Source organism: Cupriavidus sp. 05L310 (assembly GCF_056398185.1).
In genome coordinates this window covers 49,485-65,807 of the sequence record NZ_JBFTOX010000033.1, presented here as the reverse complement: position 1 = coordinate 65,807, position 16,323 = coordinate 49,485, and the positions used below count along the sequence as shown (strand labels likewise).

The window sequence follows — 16,323 nt, the reverse complement described above, 5'->3', positions numbered from 1 at the left end:
GTCAAGAAAAACCCGGAAAGCCGCCCTACGCGGCCTCCTCGACGCCGACCATCCGCGCTGCCTTCAGGCGGCCGTCAATCGCCATCCAGGCGACTGCCTCAACGCCCGGCGAGGCATTCAAGCCCTTGCGCCCCTTCTCTCCCTCGATCCACAGCTTCAGCTTCGCGTTCTGGTCGCTGACCGTGTTGCGGTGCGCGCCGCAGGCTTCGGCGATGTCGGCCAGGTTGACTTTCACCCCGAAGATCTTTTCGAGGATCGACCGGCGCACGCGGTAGTGCGAGAACGATCCGGAGAGCTGCTGCATAGCGCGCTCGGTCAGCCACACGATGGCGTCGGCCCACTCGGCGTTGAGCTGCTTCCCCACGCAGCAGGCACGTCCGCATTCGCACGGCACATCGCGCGGCGCGACGCGCGCGGTCAGCACAGCCTGGTGCAGGTCGGGCAGCGTACCCAATTCTCGACGGATCATTCCGGCCTGCGCCGCGCCGTCGACACCGACCAGCCCCTTCCCGGAACCGATCTGCGGCGTCATGGCCTTGTTCATCGCCGACGCCTGGTACTGCTGCCCGGAAAAGTTGAACGCGAACACGAGCGCCGCGTGAGAGCTGTCGAACAGGCGTTCTTCGGTCATGGTTTCCCCAGTCAATTTCATTCCTTCAAGCCGCCTGAAGCGGCAGTTGTTCCACGCTGACGCACACACCGGGCGCGGTGCTGTAGCGCTTGCTGATGCGGTACTCGACCGCCTGGGCGTCGTCGACCCAGACGATTCCGTTCATGCCGTCCTTGATCGCCTTGAGCACGTTGTCAGCGTCCGGCTTCTTCGTTGCCGCCACCTGCCCAGCCGCGGCCAGCTGCTGCCGCTTCTTCGACCAGCTGCTCGGGATCTGCAGGTTGATGTCGAGCCACAGTTCCACCGGTCCCTCGATGGGCGGCTTACCGGCCATCGCCTTAGTGGCAGCCAGCTTCACCAGGTTCTCGAAGATCACGGTCTTCTCGGGTGTGTGGTGCTGCACCACGGGGCGTCCGTTGGCGTTCGTGACCGCCTTCCCGTTGCGCATCACTGGCACGCTGCGGGCGCGCCCCTTAGCGACAGGCTGGCCAGGCACCGAAAATTCAACCCGGCGCAGTGGCCGAGCGTTGTCGAACAGCGATGTCGTCATGCTCGGTTCCTTTCCGCCCAGCGGGCCTTGACCTCGGTTTCGATCTGCGTCGCGATGGTGTCGCCGTCCCGCCTGCGCCAGTACTCTATCCATGCCCGCCGGATCTCGACGTGTGGCATTTTCAGCAAGAAGCGCACGCGGCAGCAGACGTGGTTGAAGTCGAGGCGCCCGCCCTGCCGGCGGCACAGGTCGCACTGCTCGAGCTGGTTCATGCGGCCACCTGCCCCGGCGTCACGCCGTGAAAAAATCGGTACACGACCTCGAACTCGTTCGGGTTCATCCGCTCGGCCTTGCTGACCTCGCGCTCGACCAGGTGCTGATCGCCCGAAGCCTTGATGACCCGCCGGCGGAACCAGATCGGGTGCTCGTCGGCGCGCTGCGGCGCAAGCTGCAGCTCGTCGGCCTTGGCCTGCACGCCCTCGGGGGTTTCGTCCCATCCTGGCGCCGGCGGCGCGGTGCGCAGCTCGGCCAGCGCCTCGTCCACGAACGGCTCTAGGAAACCCGGGTTCACCGGGGATGGGTCCTGATCGGCCGTTCGTCGCGCGCACGCGAGGGCATGAGCCCGGAGCAACACCGGCATGGCGATGTTGCGGCCTGCAAGCCGGAGCAACGCCTCGTGCGCGCGCGAGGACAGGGCGACAGTTTTGCCCCGCTCGGCTTCCAGCAGCACCAGGTGGCTTCCGATTTCATCGGCAGAAAGCGGCGGCGGCGAATCCGAGTTGTCCACAGGGCCCACCACGTTCGAACTACCTACGCCGCCGCTATCGCTTTTGTTTTTAACTTCTCCCTTACTTCTCCCTTCCCTTACTTCTCCCTTAAGAGCGTTTTCCGGCGGAATGGGATCTACTTTCTGGCGGAAAGGCTCTGATAATCCGTCGGAAGAATCCAGAGTTCCGGCGGAATGATGGGAATGTGCCCCTCGGGTTGCATCTCCATCGCGCAAGCCGTTACCGTCCTGCCCCGCGTCTTGTATGCCGCCTGAACCGTTTCGATCACCATCCGCTGGAACGTCCTCGGCTTTCCGGGGGAAAGCTGGTGCATTTCCGCTGGAAATGAGCTTGTCTTCCAGCGGACGGCCGATACCTTTCCAGACGTCGAACGGTGGGCAAACGACGGAAGGCAGTCCAGATTCCTCCCGCTTCTTGTTCAGTTTCCGGAGCCGATCGACCAGCTTGTCGTAGGCATGCTGCAACTTCGAGTCCCAAGACTCGCGGGCCTTCTCGCACACCACAGGGTGGTAGAGCCGACGGTCGGAACATTCGATCCAGCCACGAAGGGCGCCTTCCTTAACCTTCAGCCATTCGCCCACGGCGCGCCCATAGCCAGCCAGCGAGGATAGCGAGCGATCGTCGTTGGGGAGGGATCCGGCGGGTACCTGATGCCACGCCGCGCACCACAACATCACTGCACTGCGGAACTCTTCGCCGGTGACCATTACGGCAATGTCGCTGTCGCGCAGTCGCACGACATCCAGCGGCATAAACTGGAAGTCCCGCAGATCGCAGTCCGCAGGCGTCAGGGGTAAGTGTTCGGATTTCATGCTGCTCTCGCAATCGCAGGCATTGGCTGCCCTGCTGTTTCCAAGGCGCAACGCACGCGCTCAAGCTGATTGCGCAGGCGTTGCACCTCGGCGTCCTCTTCTAGCCGGCGCGCTGCTGCCTGCGCGGCGTTGGTAATCTCAAACGTTCGGGCGTCGGGCGGAAGGCCCAGCGCCTGCGCCAGCTCGGCGCGCGCGGCGTCGATCCGCGCTGCGTCGCGCTCGGCGTTCTTGCGCGCGTCGTCCAGGTTCTTGCGGTACTCGGCTTCGGCCGCCTTTGCGCTCTTGTTCAGGCTCTCGGTCGCGGATTCGTAGCGGTACCGCGCGGCGCGCCGATCGTGCAGCAGCCGTGAGACTTCTTTGCCGAGGCGCTGCTCGACGCGATGGATCAGCGAGTACTCGTCGCCAGCCTGCGGCAACCGCAGCTTCACCTGGCGCTCAAGCCCATCAATGAGCAGCTTGATCCAGGCTTCCAGCGGCAGGTTCTCCACCGGGCGCAGCGTGGGCGCCTTGGCGGAGCGCCAGCCGGCTTCGCTGCGCAGCAGCAGGCCGCAGCCCTCGGGGATGTCGCCCTTGGTGATCAGCCCGGCCGGCGCGGCGAAGGTCACGCCGGCGGCGTAGCGCAGGTAGCTCTGCCACTTGCCCGCGGTCACGTCGCGGCGGAAGTCGGCCACGGAGATCTTGACCTCGTAGGCCAGCGGCGTGAAGCGGGTGAAGCTGAACGGCAGGCTGTAAGCGTCGGGCCGCGGCGAGCCGACTGGGCCCATCTGCATGTTCGTCCAGACCATGCGCTGGGTCTTCTCGCGCACGTACTGCGCGAGGTCTTCCTGCAGAGCGTCGTGGGTCCAATTCATGCAGCAACCTCCAGCAACAGACCCAGCCGATGAGTGCGGCAGCCGCCTTGGTTGCAGGTGTCGACGCTCATGCTAGGATCGTCTGAGTTACTGGAGGTGCTGCCATGGATCAGAAGCTTTTCGAAGAACTGCCTGTGGACGAGCAAGAGGACTTCGAGGCAGCATGCAAGAAGCATGGCCGGATCCGCGAAGAATTCACGGTTGCCTTTGACGAATGCAGGCCGCCCAAGGAGGGCGTAGGCCGCATTCCCCGTCAGGTGACCGTAGCGGCAAATCTCACCGGCGCCCGCCAGCGCTACGCTGCTGGGAGCGGCACGTCCTGGACCGTCGAGTTCGAGCGAGACCTCGATCGAGGCTTTTTCTGGGAAACCTACGACTAGGCTCACATCGCGGATCACGCCATTACCTCGTCGCACACCTCGTCGTGCACCGGCACGCCGCTGATCGGGCGCAGATCCGCGTCATAGCAGTCAAATCGCACGTCGACGGCAAGGACCCACGGCCGCGCGGGATCCAGCACGCGCAGCGGCGCGCCACAGGACTCGCAATCCCACTCGGGTCCATCCTCAGGCCGCTCAGCGGGCCCGATGACGCGCACCACGCGCCCGACGTTCTCGGGGTACGGGTCGCGCACGATATAGGCTAGATCGCCGGGCTTGCAGTTCATTTCCGGTTCCCCTCTTTATCCCAATCGCGGCCGAGCAGCTTCGCGTGGTCCAGCACCGCGTATGGCCACTCGACCACCGCGGCGCGCAACGTCGGAGCGTTCTCGCGCTTGTTCATGGCCGCGAAATAGCGGTTCAAGATCGCAGCCTCACGATCTGCCGCGTCCTTCGACGGCGCAGGGACGATGTCATCTGGGCCCGCGATGTGGATGGCCCACAAGGTCTGCTCGTCCATCACGCGCTCTCCAATCCCTTCTTCGCCAGGCAGCGCAGCGCCTCGTACTCGGCGCGCGGCACGCAGACGGTGCTGCCGTCCCCGGGCGCAACGACATCCAGCTCGAGCACTTCGAACAGCTGGCAGATCTTGGCGAACGACAGGCTGTGCCCGCTGTTGTTCAGGAAGCGTGAGAAGTTGGTCGGCTCGACCCCGATCAACTCTGCGACGCGCTTCTGGGTCATGGGAGCAACACGGCTGAGGACCGCGCTTTCCAGGCTAGGCATGTGATGCTCCCAAGTGCTGTAACCGTTTCATACGATTCATTCCAACGAAACAACGCAGCCGGCACGACGCAGCCGCCGGCCGGGAAAGGGAAAAATGGGAAACGGATGCCTTCACCGGGCGCCTCTGCAGGAAGCGGCCCGGACGGCGCGTACGCGCCTGCTCTGGTCATGTGCAGCCATCTGCGTACGTCGCAGCATGGTGATTCCCCCGGTCGGGCCGCAGCCCGTTCAGTTGTGGCGCGCCGAGAGGCGCGGCGAAGGTCGTATTGGTCGGGTCGCTTTTAGGCGGCCTCGGGATGGTCTTCGTGGGCGGCGGACTTGGGGCGCGCCTTCTTCTTCGAGGGCTTCAATTCCTCTCGGTCCGCCAGGTCCACCTGATCCCAGTCAACGGCATCTGGAAATCGCGCACGCAGAAACATCACCCACGGCCGAGGTATGTGGTTGCTCGTCTGCCATTGCGAAATCCGGCCCTTACTGAGACCTGTCTCGCTGATGACAGCCTGGGGGCCACCAAGGGCCTGGATGAGTTCGCGTGCGTTCATGCCGCTCAGTATAGAACTCTAAACCATTGCTATCAAGCCCTCTAAACCCACTTTGGTTTAGATTTCTAAAAATGACCCTAAGCGAACGAATGCAAGTGATCCTGGACGAAACCGGCGCCGAAGCGGTGGCGCTGGCGAAGGCCGCCGGCGTTACCAAGGGAACGGTGAGCCAGTGGCTGAGCGGCCAGATCAAATCCATCAAGCTGGAATACGCCGTTGGCATTCAAGATGCCTACGGCTACAACGCCTTGTGGATCGTCATGGAAAAGGGCGAAAAGAAGGTGGCGGCAGCAGCGGCTAATGACGGCGCCGCACAGGCGGACGAGGAACTGAAGGCATTCGCCGGCAGCGACTTCCAGCCCATGCCAAAGGGCCGACAAGTTCCGGTAGTGGGCCAAGCCCAGGGCGGCCCCGACGGATACATCAGCATCCACGACTACCCGCCGGATCAAGGTGACGGCTGGATCATCATGCCCACCCGCGACCCGTCGGCTTATGGCTTGCGCGTCCGCGGGGACAGCATGCGCCCCCGGATCAAGAGCGGCGAGTTCATCCTGGTTGAACCCAGCTTCGAGGCGCAGCCAGGCGACGACGTCGTGGTCAAGTTCCGGGATGGCAGCGCGGTCGCCAAGGAACTGCTCTGGGTCCGCGACGACGAAGTGTGCCTGGGCTCGATCAATAACGGCGTACCCCCAATGACACGCCCCCTGGAAACGGTACAGACGATCCATCGGATCGCCGCCATCATCCCGCGCGGATCCCCTCTACATGTGCCAAGCGCCTGATGCGATCGGACCATGAGTGCACCTAGATGGCGCGTTCGGAAGACCCTGGAAGCCTGGCAGCGCGAGGACGCTGAACGGCTGTGCGCCCTATTCACGGAGCGGAAGGGCCGGCTCAGCGTCAACGAATTCGCTCGCCGCCATGAGATCGGCGCCCAGATCGCGCAGTATCTGACCGGGCAACTGCCGCTCAGCGTGACCATCGCCACGGCCTTCGCGCGAGGCCTCGGCGTCGAGATCGACGCGATCAGCCCCCGCCTGGCAGCGGAAAGCCGCCGACTGCCTTCCGAGTTCGACACCATCATCACGCTCACGCCCGGCGCAGAAGGCGGTGGCACGCCGCCCGAACGACTGCTGATCGTGATGGCAGAGCAGCATCTGGACGTCGGCACACTCTCGGCCCTGCTGGGCATCGAGACCGCGGTGGCTAGAGGCTGGCTTGAGCCGGCCGCGCCAAAGCTGCAGTTGCACCATGCGGTCAAGCTGCAAGAGGCTTACGGCTACAGCCCGACATGGCTGATCAATGGCGTCGGCGCCCCGATGCTCAGCAATCTGTTGGAAGCTGAGCTGGACGAACCCAGCCTGCCGTTCGACATCGTCACAATCCCTTCAAGCAGATTCAAGCGCATTCCAGTGGTTGGCATGGCACAACTAGGCGACAACGGCCACTTCTCGGACATCGAGTATCCCGTCGGCCACGGCGATGGCTTTCTCACATTCCCCACGAATGATCCCGACGCGTACGGTCTGCGCTGCAACGGGGACTCGATGCGGCCGCGCGTCAAGCACAACGAGTTTGTCGTGATCGAGCCCAACCGTGCGGTGACGAACGGCGACGAGGTCCTAGTGAAGTCACAGGACGGCCGGGTCATGGTCAAGGAACTGGCCTACGAGCGCGATGGGATAGTAAGTCTCTCGTCGGTCAATGAGCGCTTCGGGATGCTACGCATCCCTCGGGAACAGATCGAGCGGCTTCACTACGTCGCAGGCATTGTGAAGGCGTCGGCCTGGCGGCCGGACTAGCGGCCAAAGGAGTTCCGTGAAAGCAATCGTCGCCACACCACTGCTCTGCGCGAACTCGATGGGCTTCGGACAGACCCGCGCTCGCCGTAAAGTCTATTGAATCACTTTGAATCGCTGCAAATGCGCGCTTCAGGTAGCGATCTGATGTGACCATCTGTCCGCCCTCCCCCTCGTTGGGGGTATTCGTTCCCTGGAAGGCTGGCAAAATCTAGCGTCCAGCCACGCAGTTTGTGCTGCAGCACACGGTCAAGGAGGAAAGCCTCTTGCCGAATATACCCAACTGGTTATAATGCCGCTATTCATCGTTGAAACAGGTGCCGAGCGCGACCTTGATGCACTCTGGGATCAAGACGAGGACGCGGCCGCCACAATCATTGTGCTGCTTGAGGAACTGGAAAATGGTGCACCAGAGGTTGAGCGCCTATTTCGACGAGGATTCCGCCGCACTGAGGACCCCGCTTTTGACGTAGACCATTTCGAAGAGTTCTGGCGCCAAGGCTTGAATCTCTTGCGCCTGAAAATCTGGGACGAAGGCGGGGCGCTAGTCCCCTACCGAATTCTCTACGCCTACGATCCGAGATACGAAAGCTACCATGCTCTCGCAATCATCGACCGGAACTTCGCATATGACAGCAATCACCCTACCGTTCAACGAGTCATCGCTGACTACGAACATCTTGGCCTGCCTACCTTCTGAGGGCCGGCCGAGCACAGAGGTTGTATTCCTGGCTACGGTTCACGTTCGTCTGGGCACGCACGTCAACGAGCAAAAGCAGAATCCTCGTAGCGCTGGTCGCTCAATTAGTGGAATAGCCACGGACGCAGCCAAGGATGAGCGAAAGCGAATTGCCATCGAGAGAGCTCGAATTCGTCTATCGAATCACATTCAGGAAGGCGAGGGGCGGCCGACGATTGCAGCACTTCGCATGGCACGTGGCCTGTCACAAGCACAATTGGCCGAGGCGCTTGGAGTGAGCCAGCCGTACATTGGGAAGATTGAGTCCGGCCGAAACAGCGATCTACGCGCAACGACTATCCGCCGCCTTTCTGAAGCCCTTGGGGTTGACGCCAACACCATTCTTGGTGCCTTGTGTTCCACAGAGGAGATTGCTGGATGAACTCCGTACAACGTCGCATCGAAGTCCTTTTTTGCGACGACATCAGGACCGAAGCAAGTGGCAAGTTGTTGATTGTAGGCACGTATTTCAACGACATGGTTGTAGGCGATTTCCCTATCCAACTTGGTCAATTTGCTTTTTACGCAAAGCTGATCACGCCTCTGGATAGGATTTTTAGTTCGGCGACAGTCAAATTAGTGTTCAATGACGAGACATTGTTCGAATCGTCAGTTGAAGCGCCGTCGAAGGAGACGATCCTCGCGAACAAGCGTCCTGACGGGGTTGCCCTCGTCCTGCCTTGCGTCTTTCAGTTGCAGGGGGTTGTCTTGCCGAAAGAAGGGAAGCTCAAAGTCTTCTGCAAATTTGATGACGACGACATTGAATATTCAAGCCTCACGCTTTGGGTACACAAAGGGGTCACGGCTGCGAGCAGCTAGATCCTTACGCCCGCACGCAGCGGCTTTCCTTTCCATGCCGCTGCAAACTACTCTAGCCGCCTCCTCCAGGCGGCTTTTTTTGCGTCCTTCGCCCGACGTAACTTCCGTAGTGCCCTGCAGAATCGATCTACACTGGTTGTATAGCCACCCAATAGGAGGCCGCTATGGTTGCCTCGCTAGTCGTCCTGCTCATCGGATTGGCTCTGTGCGCGATCGTTGTCTGGGTGCTCCGTGAGCACAATCCGACCCTGCTTTCGACACAACAGCGTGCCGTCCAGACTTGGTTTGACCACCTGATTCATCGGCACTAAGAGCCGGTCGTCAAATCCCAGCCCGCCACCAGCGGGCTTTTTGTTGTCTGGGGCCGGGTTACAGGCGCAGCGCCGCCCTCACCCGTTCGTTTAGGCCCAGGCGGTAGAGCGTCGCCCCCACCTCCATCAGCAATACCCTCTCCTTCCCTTGAATAGCCGGGTCGGCCAGCAGCATCGCCAGGCCGGCGATCGCGTCGTCGATCGGTAGCTCGGTCTCGTCGTCCAGCGCCAACTGCTCGAACTGGCGTATCACGTCGCCGCCTCGCTCGCGCCTCGCCGGCTCGAAACGCCTCCTCGCACCCACTAGAGTAGGACACTAAACTTTTAGGTTTAGTTTTCTTTACTTTTGCAGATTAGCGTTCTAAACTTCGTTCATGCCGCTGAAGTTCGCAGCGGTTCGCCGGAGACAGAGATGCGCAAGCAAGCCAAGCAGTCGTGGGAAGTGGGTCAACAGGTCAAGGTGGGGTTCCTGGCCGGCCTGACGGTTATCGCCAAGATCCCGACGCCGGGTGCGCCGGACGCCTATGTCCTGGTGCGCAGCGAGCAGTTCTATTCCTTCATGCCGCACAACGGCATTTCCAAGATCGACCACGCTGAGGCGCGCGACCTGGTTACCGAGGCGAAGCGCATGCACGCCGCGGCCGAGGCCCGCGCCGCCGCCCAGGCCAACCGCGTCATCGACACCGCCAAGCTCGCCGCCGAGCTGCTGGCTGCCTGAGCGGGACCTGGCCATGACCCCCGCCGAAATCCTCAGCCACCTGTCCCCGCAAGACCGGGCCGACGCGCTGGCGAAATTCCTGCAGATCGAGTGCTTCGACTACTCGGGTATGACCCGCGAAGACCACGACATCGTCCAGCTCGGGCACTACCCGGATCTGCACGACGAGCTGGTCGCCATGGCGCGCGCCAGCATCGAGATGGACCGCGAACGCGCCGTCGAGGCTCGCGTGATGCGCCAGGCAACCCCGAACCACCTGCTGTTCAACGGTACGGGGTTAGTCGCATGAACTCCGGTCTGCGCAAACTCGCGCGCCACCCGGTGGCTCAGCTGATCGCCCTCTGGGTCGGCACCACCGTGGCCATGGCCGCCCTGTTCTGTATCTACGACGCGGCCCAGGCCAAACCGAGCCCCATCAAGCCCACGGCCCACCGGAAGCTGACATGACCTACGACCCGGCATCGAACGATCTGCTTCGCGCAGCTCAATGCTCGCGTGCCCAGCAATGGGCCGGCGCCATCGGCTTCGGCCTGGCGACTGGCTTGATCTGGTACCTGACCGTCGCTATCCGCGCCGGCGCGCTGTAACGCTCTCACATCAACGGAAAACAAGACCATGAACATCGTCACCATCCGCGCCAGCTCGCTGGCCGAGTTGTTTGATTGCCCGGCGCGCTGGGAGGCCAAGCACCTCCTGGGCATGCGCATGCCTTCCGGCCCGGCCGCTCACCTTGGCACGTCAATCCATGCCGGCACGGCCGCCTTCGACCAGGCCGAACTGGACGGCCAGCCGATCACGGCTGATGACGCCGCCGGCGCGCTGGTCTCCACGCTGCGCGACAAGAACGCCGAGGTGGACTGGGAAGACACCAATCCCGCCGACGCAGAGCGCATCGGGCTGGCCCTGCATGCGCGCTACTGCGCGGAGATCGCGCCGAGCCAACATTACATCGGCGTCGAGGTGGCGTGCGAGCGCCTGGAGATCCCCGAGTTGGGCATCGCGCTGACCGGCACAACCGACCGCGTGCGCACCACCGCCGCCGGCGCCGGCATCTCGGACCTGAAGTCCGGCGGGCGCGCCGTGAGCGCCGACGGCATCGCGGTCACTGCCGGCCACGGCCCGCAGCTTGGCGTCTACGAGCTACTCGCGGAACACGCCGTGGGCATTCCCATCACCGCGCCGGCGCAGATCGTAGGCCTGAACACCGGCAAGACTGCGGCGGCGCAGCGAGTTGGCGTGGGTGAGATCGAATCGCCGCGCGCCGCGCTACTGGGCACCGAAGAGCGGCCCGGCCTGCTGCAGCACGCCTCGCGCCTGATCCATTCCGGCGCCTTCTACGGCAACGCCAAATCCGTCCTGTGCTCGCCGAAGTACTGCCCGCGGCATGCCACCTGCCCCTACAAGTCCTGATCCCCGATTCCTGAATCCTGAGCGAGACCACCACCATGAACACCGCCACCCTCGAACAAATGCGCGCGCCCGCCGTGCGCGAACCCGCGCCGATCATCACCATGGGCTTCGGCTCGTCGCAATCCTTCGAACTGATGCAGCGCGCTGCCAACCTGCTGTCCTCGTCCACCCTGGTGCCTGCGGCCTACCGCAAGGTCATTGAGAAGCTCGACAAGTTCGGCAACGTGAAGGAATCACGCGAGAACCCAAACGCACTGGCGAACAGCGTTGTGGCGCTCAACATGGCGCAGCGCATGGGCGCCGACCCGCTAATGGTGATGCAGAACCTCTATATCGTCGAGGGCCGCCCGTCCTGGTCGTCGCAGTGGATCATCGCCGCGGTGAACGGCTGCGGCCGCTTCTCGCCGCTGCGCTTCGACATCAAGGTGCTGGGCAAGAAGGTCGTCGAACGCGTCGAGACCGTGTGGGAGAACGGCAACCGCAGCATCGTCACGAAGAAGGTCGAGATCATCGACAAGGTGGCCATTGCCTGGGCGGTGGAACGCGAGACCAAAGAGCGCCTGGAATCGCCGCCGGTCACCATCGAGATGGCCGTCAAGGAAGGCTGGTACACCAAGAACGGCAGCAAGTGGCAGACCATGGACGAGGTCATGCTGCGCTACCGCACCGCCAGCTTCTTCGGGAAGCTCTACGCGCCCGAGCTGCTGATGGGCCTGCAATCCGTCGAGGAAGCGCAGGACATCATCGACCTCAACCCGGACGGCTCGTACACGGTGGCCAGCGCCTCGGTCGATGAGCTGCGTGGCAGCTCGCGCGCCCAGCCGGCCCAGCCCGCCGAGGTGGTCAAACGCGCTTCCGAACCTGCCGCCAGCTCCTCAACCGAGAACGAAAAACAGGAAGTGAGCACTGCGGGCCAGCCGGCCAGCGACGAACTGCCGCCGGATGGCAACCAACAGGATGGTGAGTCCGGTACCGCCGACGGCGAGCCCGCCCTCTCGTTCCAGGACGTGAACCGCGAACTGTTGACGGCAAAGACCATCGACGACCTGGACTACGCGCGCAGCCTCATCAAGCAGATCCCGGATGAGAAGGCCAAGGCGACGCTGAACTCGGTGGCGGCGCGCCGCATGCGCGAACTGGCGCCGCCCGATGAGCCGGCAGCTGCGCAGCCCGCCCGCCGCGCACGCGCGCCGATCAACGCGGACTGAACGATCACGGGCGAAAGCGGATGCCGACGATGACTGCCAGGTGCGCCAGCCCTGGCGTATCAGGTTCGCGGTGCAGCGAGTAGCCCACCCCAACACCCGACAGGACACAGAAATGAGCCATTCCCCTGAATTCAAGAACACCCTGAACATGACCGCCGGAACGCTGGGCAAGGATCTGCTGTCCGCTCTCGTGTTGGAACTGAAGATGCTGCCCGACACCTGGGTGAAGCTGTCGCAGAAGAAGCAGGACGACATCCTTGATCGCCTGCGCAATCGCGTTGACACGTCCGTGAAGATGGCCGTGCACCTGATCGCCAGCCAGGGCCGCACCGTGGTGGTGGGCGACCTGGACAAGGTGACTTTTAAGGGAGGCGCGCAGGCCACTATCAAGATCGGTAAGTCCGCACCAAATCTACATGGTCTGGTTGATGCGGAGGGGCAAGCCGTGATGTTGGTCCTGAGCGGCGACGAAGGCTTCACTGCCGGCATGGAGGAAGTTCGCGGCGAATCCGACCAGCGCGCCTTCGACCTCGGCAAGGAATACACCGACGGTGATGGCGACGGCATGCCCGACGGCAACGGCCCGACGGACGACGACAACATCGTCGATGCCGAATTCACCGAAACGCCGCTGGCGATCGAGCAGCAGCCCCTGCAGGAAGAACTCGAAGCCGCGCACGAGGCCGGCCACCAGGCTGCCAGCGAAGGCAAGCCCGAATCTGACTGCCCGAAGTTCGCCGGCGCGCTCTGCATCGCGTGGGTCAAAGGCTGGAAGCGCTGGCACGAAGAGCAGGCCGGCGCCGATCCGCTTTACGACAAGGTCGTGGCCTTCGTGGTGGAAAAGCAGAAGGTGAGCATCTCCCTCATCCAGCGCCACTTCAAGATCGGCTACAACCGCGCCGCCCGCCTGATCGAACAGATGGAAGCCGATGGCGTCGTGAGCACGCTGGACCTCGAAGGCCACCGCAACGTGCTGAAGACGACCGAGGAAACGGAGTAACTCGCCATGCGCATCACTGCCATCCACGCCCGCAACTTCCTCGGCATCCGGGCAGCCGACATCATCCCAGCCACGCCGGTCTCGCTGATCTGCGGCCCCAACGGCGCGGGCAAGTCCAGCATTCAAGAGGCCGTCCGCATGGCACTCACCGAGGAGACCGTGCGCGTCGGCCTGAAGAAGGAATACAGCAAGCTGCTGCGCGATGGAACCGAGTCCGGCTCGATAGTGGTATCCGTTGGCCCGCAATCGAACAGCATCGCGCTGCCGTCGGGGAAGATCTCGAAGGGTGTTCCAGCGGACGAGCGCGTGAAATACCTGCTCGACGCCCAGCGCTTTGCCAGCCTAGACGTGAAGGCGCGCCGCGCCTTTCTGTTCGACCTGATGGGCCTCAAGATCGGTACCGACCAGGTGCGCGAACGCCTGGTGGCGCGCGGCTGTAACGCCAAGAAAATCGAAGCCGTCCTGCCGCTGGTGCGCGCCGGGTTCGATGCTGCTGCCAAGGAAGCCGGCGGCAAGGCCACCGCGGCGAAGATTGCCTGGCGCGAGCTGACCGGCGACACCTATGGCAGCGTGAAGGCCGCGGACTGGGTGGCGCCGCTGCCCGCCTGCGCCGAGGACCCCGAAGAACTGGCCAGCCTGATCGCCGAGTCGGAAGAGACCATCCGGATCCTGTCCACCGAGGCCGGCGAGCTGCAGCGCCAGCTGGGTGAGATCAACGCAGCGGCGCGGCAGCGCGCGCAGCGCGCCAGCCAGATCGCGGACCTGCGCGCCAAGGCCGAGCTGCTGCCCAAGGCGCAAGACAGCGCTATGCGCGCGATGGTCGAGCGCGATGACTTCCTGCCGAAGGTAGAGGCGCTGCGCGCTGCCGCCGGTGGCAAGGTGGTGGGCATGCCCTGCGCCTGCCCGGACTGCGGCGCCGCCCTGCTCTTCCTGGCCGGCCAGCTCGCCAAATACGAGTCGACGAAGATCGACCCGGAAGCGGCCGGCCGCCTGCCCGAATACGAGCGCAGCCTGACCGTGCTGGAAAACGCGCTGAAGAGCCGTACCACCGAGCGCGACGCTGCCGACACTGCGGCGAAGCAGCTGCGCCTGCTGCAAGAGCAAGCGGAAGCCGAGGCCACCGACAGCGCCGACGAAGTAGAGCGCCACGCCATCGTGAGCCGGCTGGACGCCATCCAGGCCGGCATCGCGCAGTTCAGCAAGGATCTGGACGCGGCACGCGGTACGCAGCGCACCGCAGCCCAAGCCGGCGAGATCACCAAGAAGGCGGCCCAGCACCACGCCGACGTGGCCGCATGGGATGCGCTCGCGGAAGCTCTTGGCCCCAGCGGCATCCCCGCCGACCTGCTTTCCGAAGCGCTGGACCCCATCAACGAGCGCCTGTCGGCCGCCGCGAACGAATCCGAATGGATGCGCATTGGCATCGAGGCGGACATGACCATCACCGCCGACGGCGGCCGGCCCTATGCCCTGCTGTCCGAGTCCGAGCGCTGGCGCGCCGACGCGATGATCGCCGAAGCCATCTCGCGCCTCACCGGCTTGCGCCTGCTGGTGCTGGACCGTGCGGACGTGCTGATCGGACCCGAGCGCGATCGCCTGCTGTATTGGCTCGACGACCTGGCCGCCGCCGACGCGATCGACACCGCGCTGATCTTCATGAGCCTCAAGTCGCCCCCGGGCGCGCTGCCCGAGTCGATCACCTCGTTCTGGATCGCGGATCACGAGGTGGGCACCGTGCGGGAGGCAGCGTGATGGTCAGCACCACCGTGATGATCCAGCGTCTGGAAGGGCTGCTGGGCACCAAAGATCTGAACGACTGGGAAACCAGCTTCGTGCGCTCGCTCGCGACACGCATGCACGCCGGCGAGGTGACGAAGCTCAGCGGCGACCAGGTCGACAAGCTGGACGAACTGCATGGGAGGCACTTCTCGTGAGCGCGACACCGCAACGCCGAATCATCCGGATGCCGGAGGTCCGCACCCTTGTCGGCCTGAGCGAGGGCGCCATCCACGAGCGGATCAGGGAGAAGAAGTTTCCTTCACCGATCAAGCTCGGCCGCGCCAGCGGCTGGATCGAGGAAGAGGTTCAGGCGTGGATCGACGCGCAGATCAAAGCCACTCGTGGAGACCACTGATGCCGCGCGCCATGAAATTCACCCGCAAGGCGGTGCTGACATATCTGCAGGAACGGGCCGGCCAGCGCTTCACGCCGACGCAGATCGCGAACAACTTCAAGCGCAGCAACGCCGAGGCGCGCGAGGTGCTCGACGACTTGCATGCGAACGAGCTGATCCGCAGCGGCGTCGATGGCACCACCCGCGTGTTCTTCGTCGCCGCCCCGGGCAGCAGCGAGCCCCGCCCCGAACGCATCGTCGGCCGCGGCGAGCTGCGCGGCTGGGAAGCCGGCCTGCGCCGCTTTGAGGCGCTTTGCATGACCGTACGGCGCTAAGACAGCGGCCTACCAATCAACAAGCCGAGACCCGGCGCAAAGGAGAAATTGTGGGACTGGACATCACTGTATATCGCGGGTTAACGAAGGTGGAGAACCCGGAACTGGACGCCGACGGCCAGCCAGAGCACGACGACGACGGCGAGCGCATGTTCCGCGAGAACCCCGATTTCCCGGGGCGCATGGAGGGCATCGAAGCCGGCACCGTCTATAGCGCAGAGGAATGCGACGGCTTCGGCTGTGGCGCGTACAGCAGATACAACCGCTGGCGCGAGGACCTTGCGAAGCTGGCCGGCTACCCTGCCGTGGGCTATGAATCCTTCGGCACGGTCGAGCAACGCCACGATGCAGGCGCCTGGAAGGCCGGCGCTGGCCCCTTCTACGAGCTGATCAATTTCTCGGACTGCGAAGGCACCATCGGCCCGGTGGTGAGCGCCAAGCTCGCCAAGGACTTCGCCAATTTCCAGGCGCGCGCCGATGCGCACGAGTCGGAGTACTTCCGCGAGAAATACGCCGAATGGCGCAAGGCCTTCGACATGGCCGCACAGAACGGCGCCGTCTCATTTCACTAACGAGCCGCCCAGGTCGAAGCACCCCCCGCCACTACCC

The 16,323-nt window shown here is 63.7% G+C and carries 28 protein-coding genes; 18 read left to right on the top strand and 10 right to left on the bottom strand.

From position 1 onward, the window contains the following. Positions 1–25: 25 nt before the first annotated feature. Genes AC1DS6_RS23580 through AC1DS6_RS23560 form a run of 5 tightly spaced genes read right to left on the bottom strand, consistent with a single transcriptional unit; the run spans position 26 to position 3,551 of the window. Entirely contained in the window at positions 26–631 is a 606-nt protein-coding gene (locus tag AC1DS6_RS23580; protein WP_477103243.1) for a DNA-binding protein, read from the bottom strand. 25 nt (positions 632–656) lie between these two features. Then, on the bottom strand, positions 657–1,160 hold the full coding sequence (locus AC1DS6_RS23575) for a RusA family crossover junction endodeoxyribonuclease (RefSeq protein ID WP_477103242.1): 504 nt from the start codon (positions 1,158–1,160) through the stop codon (positions 657–659). Beyond that, positions 1,157–1,372, bottom strand: a complete 216-nt coding sequence (locus AC1DS6_RS23570) for a hypothetical protein (RefSeq protein ID WP_045239620.1) — start codon at positions 1,370–1,372, stop codon at positions 1,157–1,159. Before AC1DS6_RS23570 ends, AC1DS6_RS23575 begins: the two co-directional genes overlap by 4 nt. Further along, complete coding sequence (locus tag AC1DS6_RS23565) at positions 1,369–2,700, bottom strand: DUF1376 domain-containing protein (RefSeq protein ID WP_477103241.1); 1,332 nt, start codon at positions 2,698–2,700, stop codon at positions 1,369–1,371. Before AC1DS6_RS23565 ends, AC1DS6_RS23570 begins: the two co-directional genes overlap by 4 nt. Then, positions 2,697–3,551 carry a hypothetical protein gene (locus tag AC1DS6_RS23560; RefSeq protein WP_477103240.1) on the bottom strand — a complete coding sequence of 285 codons (855 nt, stop codon included), beginning with the start codon at positions 3,549–3,551 and terminating at the stop codon, positions 2,697–2,699. The genes AC1DS6_RS23565 and AC1DS6_RS23560 overlap by 4 nt, the downstream gene beginning before the upstream one ends. Before the next feature lie 104 nt (positions 3,552–3,655). Between AC1DS6_RS23560 and AC1DS6_RS23555 the strand changes: the two genes are divergently transcribed. Further along, the gene (locus AC1DS6_RS23555; RefSeq protein ID WP_477103239.1) at positions 3,656–3,931 is read left to right on the top strand and encodes a hypothetical protein; all 276 of its coding nucleotides are present in this window, start codon (positions 3,656–3,658) and stop codon (positions 3,929–3,931) included. Positions 3,932–3,945: 14 nt separating this feature from the next. Here AC1DS6_RS23555 and AC1DS6_RS23550 read toward each other — a convergent pair whose 3' ends face one another. The 4 genes from AC1DS6_RS23550 to AC1DS6_RS23535 all read right to left on the bottom strand — a co-directional run bounded on the left by AC1DS6_RS23550 (position 3,946) and on the right by AC1DS6_RS23535 (position 5,259). Then, the gene (locus AC1DS6_RS23550) at positions 3,946–4,218 is read right to left on the bottom strand and encodes a hypothetical protein (RefSeq protein WP_477103238.1); all 273 of its coding nucleotides are present in this window, start codon (positions 4,216–4,218) and stop codon (positions 3,946–3,948) included. After that, complete coding sequence (locus AC1DS6_RS23545) at positions 4,215–4,451, bottom strand: hypothetical protein (protein ID WP_477103237.1); 237 nt, start codon at positions 4,449–4,451, stop codon at positions 4,215–4,217. Before AC1DS6_RS23545 ends, AC1DS6_RS23550 begins: the two co-directional genes overlap by 4 nt. Continuing rightward, positions 4,451–4,717 carry a CII family transcriptional regulator gene (locus AC1DS6_RS23540; protein WP_477103236.1) on the bottom strand — a complete coding sequence of 89 codons (267 nt, stop codon included), beginning with the start codon at positions 4,715–4,717 and terminating at the stop codon, positions 4,451–4,453. The genes AC1DS6_RS23545 and AC1DS6_RS23540 overlap by 1 nt, the downstream gene beginning before the upstream one ends. Positions 4,718–4,998: 281 nt before the next feature. Then, positions 4,999–5,259, bottom strand: a complete 261-nt coding sequence (locus AC1DS6_RS23535) for a hypothetical protein (protein ID WP_477103235.1) — start codon at positions 5,257–5,259, stop codon at positions 4,999–5,001. Positions 5,260–5,348: 89 nt separating this feature from the next. On the opposite strand from AC1DS6_RS23535, the gene AC1DS6_RS23530 reads away from it, so the two are divergent. The 5 genes from AC1DS6_RS23530 to AC1DS6_RS23510 all read left to right on the top strand — a co-directional run bounded on the left by AC1DS6_RS23530 (position 5,349) and on the right by AC1DS6_RS23510 (position 8,619). Next, positions 5,349–6,044, top strand: a complete 696-nt coding sequence (locus tag AC1DS6_RS23530) for a S24 family peptidase (RefSeq protein WP_477103234.1) — start codon at positions 5,349–5,351, stop codon at positions 6,042–6,044. Positions 6,045–6,056: 12 nt separating this feature from the next. Further along, positions 6,057–7,064 (top strand): S24 family peptidase, encoded by a 1,008-nt coding sequence (locus AC1DS6_RS23525; RefSeq protein ID WP_477103233.1) that lies wholly within the window; start codon positions 6,057–6,059, stop codon positions 7,062–7,064. Between the two features lie 289 nt (positions 7,065–7,353). Further along, the gene (locus AC1DS6_RS23520) at positions 7,354–7,761 is read left to right on the top strand and encodes a hypothetical protein (protein WP_477103232.1); all 408 of its coding nucleotides are present in this window, start codon (positions 7,354–7,356) and stop codon (positions 7,759–7,761) included. Then, positions 7,691–8,182, top strand: coding sequence for a helix-turn-helix domain-containing protein (locus AC1DS6_RS23515; protein ID WP_477103231.1), 492 nt, complete (start codon positions 7,691–7,693; stop codon positions 8,180–8,182). Before AC1DS6_RS23520 ends, AC1DS6_RS23515 begins: the two co-directional genes overlap by 71 nt. Then, a complete protein-coding gene (locus AC1DS6_RS23510; RefSeq protein ID WP_477103230.1) occupies positions 8,179–8,619 on the top strand; it encodes a DUF6941 family protein in 441 nt (146 codons plus the stop codon). The genes AC1DS6_RS23515 and AC1DS6_RS23510 overlap by 4 nt, the downstream gene beginning before the upstream one ends. A gap of 369 nt (positions 8,620–8,988) precedes the next feature. Here the strand turns inward: AC1DS6_RS23510 and AC1DS6_RS23505 are convergent, their stop codons facing one another. After that, complete coding sequence (locus tag AC1DS6_RS23505) at positions 8,989–9,183, bottom strand: hypothetical protein (protein WP_477103229.1); 195 nt, start codon at positions 9,181–9,183, stop codon at positions 8,989–8,991. 159 nt (positions 9,184–9,342) lie between these two features. Between AC1DS6_RS23505 and AC1DS6_RS23500 the strand changes: the two genes are divergently transcribed. From AC1DS6_RS23500 to AC1DS6_RS23445, 12 genes are read left to right on the top strand one after another with little or no spacing between them, the layout of a single operon-like run. Then, a complete protein-coding gene (locus AC1DS6_RS23500) occupies positions 9,343–9,648 on the top strand; it encodes a hypothetical protein (RefSeq protein WP_477103228.1) in 306 nt (101 codons plus the stop codon). Between the two features lie 13 nt (positions 9,649–9,661). Next, complete coding sequence (locus AC1DS6_RS23495) at positions 9,662–9,937, top strand: hypothetical protein (protein WP_477103227.1); 276 nt, start codon at positions 9,662–9,664, stop codon at positions 9,935–9,937. After that, on the top strand, positions 9,934–10,095 hold the full coding sequence (locus AC1DS6_RS23490) for a hypothetical protein (RefSeq protein WP_477103226.1): 162 nt from the start codon (positions 9,934–9,936) through the stop codon (positions 10,093–10,095). Before AC1DS6_RS23495 ends, AC1DS6_RS23490 begins: the two co-directional genes overlap by 4 nt. Further along, positions 10,092–10,235 (top strand): hypothetical protein, encoded by a 144-nt coding sequence (locus AC1DS6_RS23485; RefSeq protein ID WP_477103225.1) that lies wholly within the window; start codon positions 10,092–10,094, stop codon positions 10,233–10,235. Before AC1DS6_RS23490 ends, AC1DS6_RS23485 begins: the two co-directional genes overlap by 4 nt. A 28-nt stretch (positions 10,236–10,263) precedes the next feature. Then, entirely contained in the window at positions 10,264–11,058 is a 795-nt protein-coding gene (locus tag AC1DS6_RS23480; protein WP_477103224.1) for a RecB family exonuclease, read from the top strand. 35 nt (positions 11,059–11,093) lie between these two features. Continuing rightward, the gene (locus AC1DS6_RS23475; protein ID WP_477103223.1) at positions 11,094–12,266 is read left to right on the top strand and encodes a hypothetical protein; all 1,173 of its coding nucleotides are present in this window, start codon (positions 11,094–11,096) and stop codon (positions 12,264–12,266) included. Next, positions 12,208–13,266 (top strand): DNA translocase FtsK, encoded by a 1,059-nt coding sequence (locus AC1DS6_RS23470; RefSeq protein WP_477103222.1) that lies wholly within the window; start codon positions 12,208–12,210, stop codon positions 13,264–13,266. The genes AC1DS6_RS23475 and AC1DS6_RS23470 overlap by 59 nt, the downstream gene beginning before the upstream one ends. 6 nt (positions 13,267–13,272) lie before the next feature. Beyond that, a complete protein-coding gene (locus AC1DS6_RS23465; RefSeq protein ID WP_477103221.1) occupies positions 13,273–15,018 on the top strand; it encodes an AAA family ATPase in 1,746 nt (581 codons plus the stop codon). Continuing rightward, positions 15,018–15,200 (top strand): hypothetical protein, encoded by a 183-nt coding sequence (locus tag AC1DS6_RS23460; protein ID WP_477103291.1) that lies wholly within the window; start codon positions 15,018–15,020, stop codon positions 15,198–15,200. Before AC1DS6_RS23465 ends, AC1DS6_RS23460 begins: the two co-directional genes overlap by 1 nt. Then, complete coding sequence (locus AC1DS6_RS23455) at positions 15,197–15,400, top strand: helix-turn-helix transcriptional regulator (RefSeq protein WP_477103220.1); 204 nt, start codon at positions 15,197–15,199, stop codon at positions 15,398–15,400. Before AC1DS6_RS23460 ends, AC1DS6_RS23455 begins: the two co-directional genes overlap by 4 nt. Beyond that, positions 15,400–15,714 carry a hypothetical protein gene (locus AC1DS6_RS23450; RefSeq protein ID WP_477103219.1) on the top strand — a complete coding sequence of 105 codons (315 nt, stop codon included), beginning with the start codon at positions 15,400–15,402 and terminating at the stop codon, positions 15,712–15,714. The genes AC1DS6_RS23455 and AC1DS6_RS23450 overlap by 1 nt, the downstream gene beginning before the upstream one ends. A gap of 50 nt (positions 15,715–15,764) precedes the next feature. After that, entirely contained in the window at positions 15,765–16,286 is a 522-nt protein-coding gene (locus AC1DS6_RS23445) for a hypothetical protein (RefSeq protein ID WP_477103218.1), read from the top strand. Positions 16,287–16,323 lie beyond the last annotated feature (37 nt).

Coding starts and splice junctions, on each gene's coding strand:
- AC1DS6_RS23570 (WP_045239620.1), bottom strand. CDS start 1,372: ATGAACCAGCTCGAGCAGTGCGACCTGTGCCGCCGGCAGGGCGGGCGC.
- AC1DS6_RS23475 (WP_477103223.1), top strand. CDS start 11,094: ATGAACACCGCCACCCTCGAACAAATGCGCGCGCCCGCCGTGCGCGAA.
- AC1DS6_RS23500 (WP_477103228.1), top strand. CDS start 9,343: ATGCGCAAGCAAGCCAAGCAGTCGTGGGAAGTGGGTCAACAGGTCAAG.
- AC1DS6_RS23540 (WP_477103236.1), bottom strand. CDS start 4,717: ATGCCTAGCCTGGAAAGCGCGGTCCTCAGCCGTGTTGCTCCCATGACC.
- AC1DS6_RS23515 (WP_477103231.1), top strand. CDS start 7,691: ATGACAGCAATCACCCTACCGTTCAACGAGTCATCGCTGACTACGAAC.
- AC1DS6_RS23575 (WP_477103242.1), bottom strand. CDS start 1,160: ATGACGACATCGCTGTTCGACAACGCTCGGCCACTGCGCCGGGTTGAA.
- AC1DS6_RS23490 (WP_477103226.1), top strand. CDS start 9,934: ATGAACTCCGGTCTGCGCAAACTCGCGCGCCACCCGGTGGCTCAGCTG.
- AC1DS6_RS23460 (WP_477103291.1), top strand. CDS start 15,018: ATGGTCAGCACCACCGTGATGATCCAGCGTCTGGAAGGGCTGCTGGGC.
- AC1DS6_RS23480 (WP_477103224.1), top strand. CDS start 10,264: ATGAACATCGTCACCATCCGCGCCAGCTCGCTGGCCGAGTTGTTTGAT.
- AC1DS6_RS23530 (WP_477103234.1), top strand. CDS start 5,349: ATGCAAGTGATCCTGGACGAAACCGGCGCCGAAGCGGTGGCGCTGGCG.
- AC1DS6_RS23510 (WP_477103230.1), top strand. CDS start 8,179: ATGAACTCCGTACAACGTCGCATCGAAGTCCTTTTTTGCGACGACATC.
- AC1DS6_RS23565 (WP_477103241.1), bottom strand. CDS start 2,700: ATGAAATCCGAACACTTACCCCTGACGCCTGCGGACTGCGATCTGCGG.
- AC1DS6_RS23545 (WP_477103237.1), bottom strand. CDS start 4,451: ATGGACGAGCAGACCTTGTGGGCCATCCACATCGCGGGCCCAGATGAC.
- AC1DS6_RS23470 (WP_477103222.1), top strand. CDS start 12,208: ATGAGCCGGCAGCTGCGCAGCCCGCCCGCCGCGCACGCGCGCCGATCA.
- AC1DS6_RS23465 (WP_477103221.1), top strand. CDS start 13,273: ATGCGCATCACTGCCATCCACGCCCGCAACTTCCTCGGCATCCGGGCA.
- AC1DS6_RS23485 (WP_477103225.1), top strand. CDS start 10,092: ATGACCTACGACCCGGCATCGAACGATCTGCTTCGCGCAGCTCAATGC.
- AC1DS6_RS23550 (WP_477103238.1), bottom strand. CDS start 4,218: ATGAACTGCAAGCCCGGCGATCTAGCCTATATCGTGCGCGACCCGTAC.
- AC1DS6_RS23495 (WP_477103227.1), top strand. CDS start 9,662: ATGACCCCCGCCGAAATCCTCAGCCACCTGTCCCCGCAAGACCGGGCC.
- AC1DS6_RS23555 (WP_477103239.1), top strand. CDS start 3,656: ATGGATCAGAAGCTTTTCGAAGAACTGCCTGTGGACGAGCAAGAGGAC.
- AC1DS6_RS23525 (WP_477103233.1), top strand. CDS start 6,057: ATGAGTGCACCTAGATGGCGCGTTCGGAAGACCCTGGAAGCCTGGCAG.
- AC1DS6_RS23450 (WP_477103219.1), top strand. CDS start 15,400: ATGCCGCGCGCCATGAAATTCACCCGCAAGGCGGTGCTGACATATCTG.
- AC1DS6_RS23580 (WP_477103243.1), bottom strand. CDS start 631: ATGACCGAAGAACGCCTGTTCGACAGCTCTCACGCGGCGCTCGTGTTC.
- AC1DS6_RS23535 (WP_477103235.1), bottom strand. CDS start 5,259: ATGAACGCACGCGAACTCATCCAGGCCCTTGGTGGCCCCCAGGCTGTC.
- AC1DS6_RS23560 (WP_477103240.1), bottom strand. CDS start 3,551: ATGAATTGGACCCACGACGCTCTGCAGGAAGACCTCGCGCAGTACGTG.
- AC1DS6_RS23520 (WP_477103232.1), top strand. CDS start 7,354: ATGCCGCTATTCATCGTTGAAACAGGTGCCGAGCGCGACCTTGATGCA.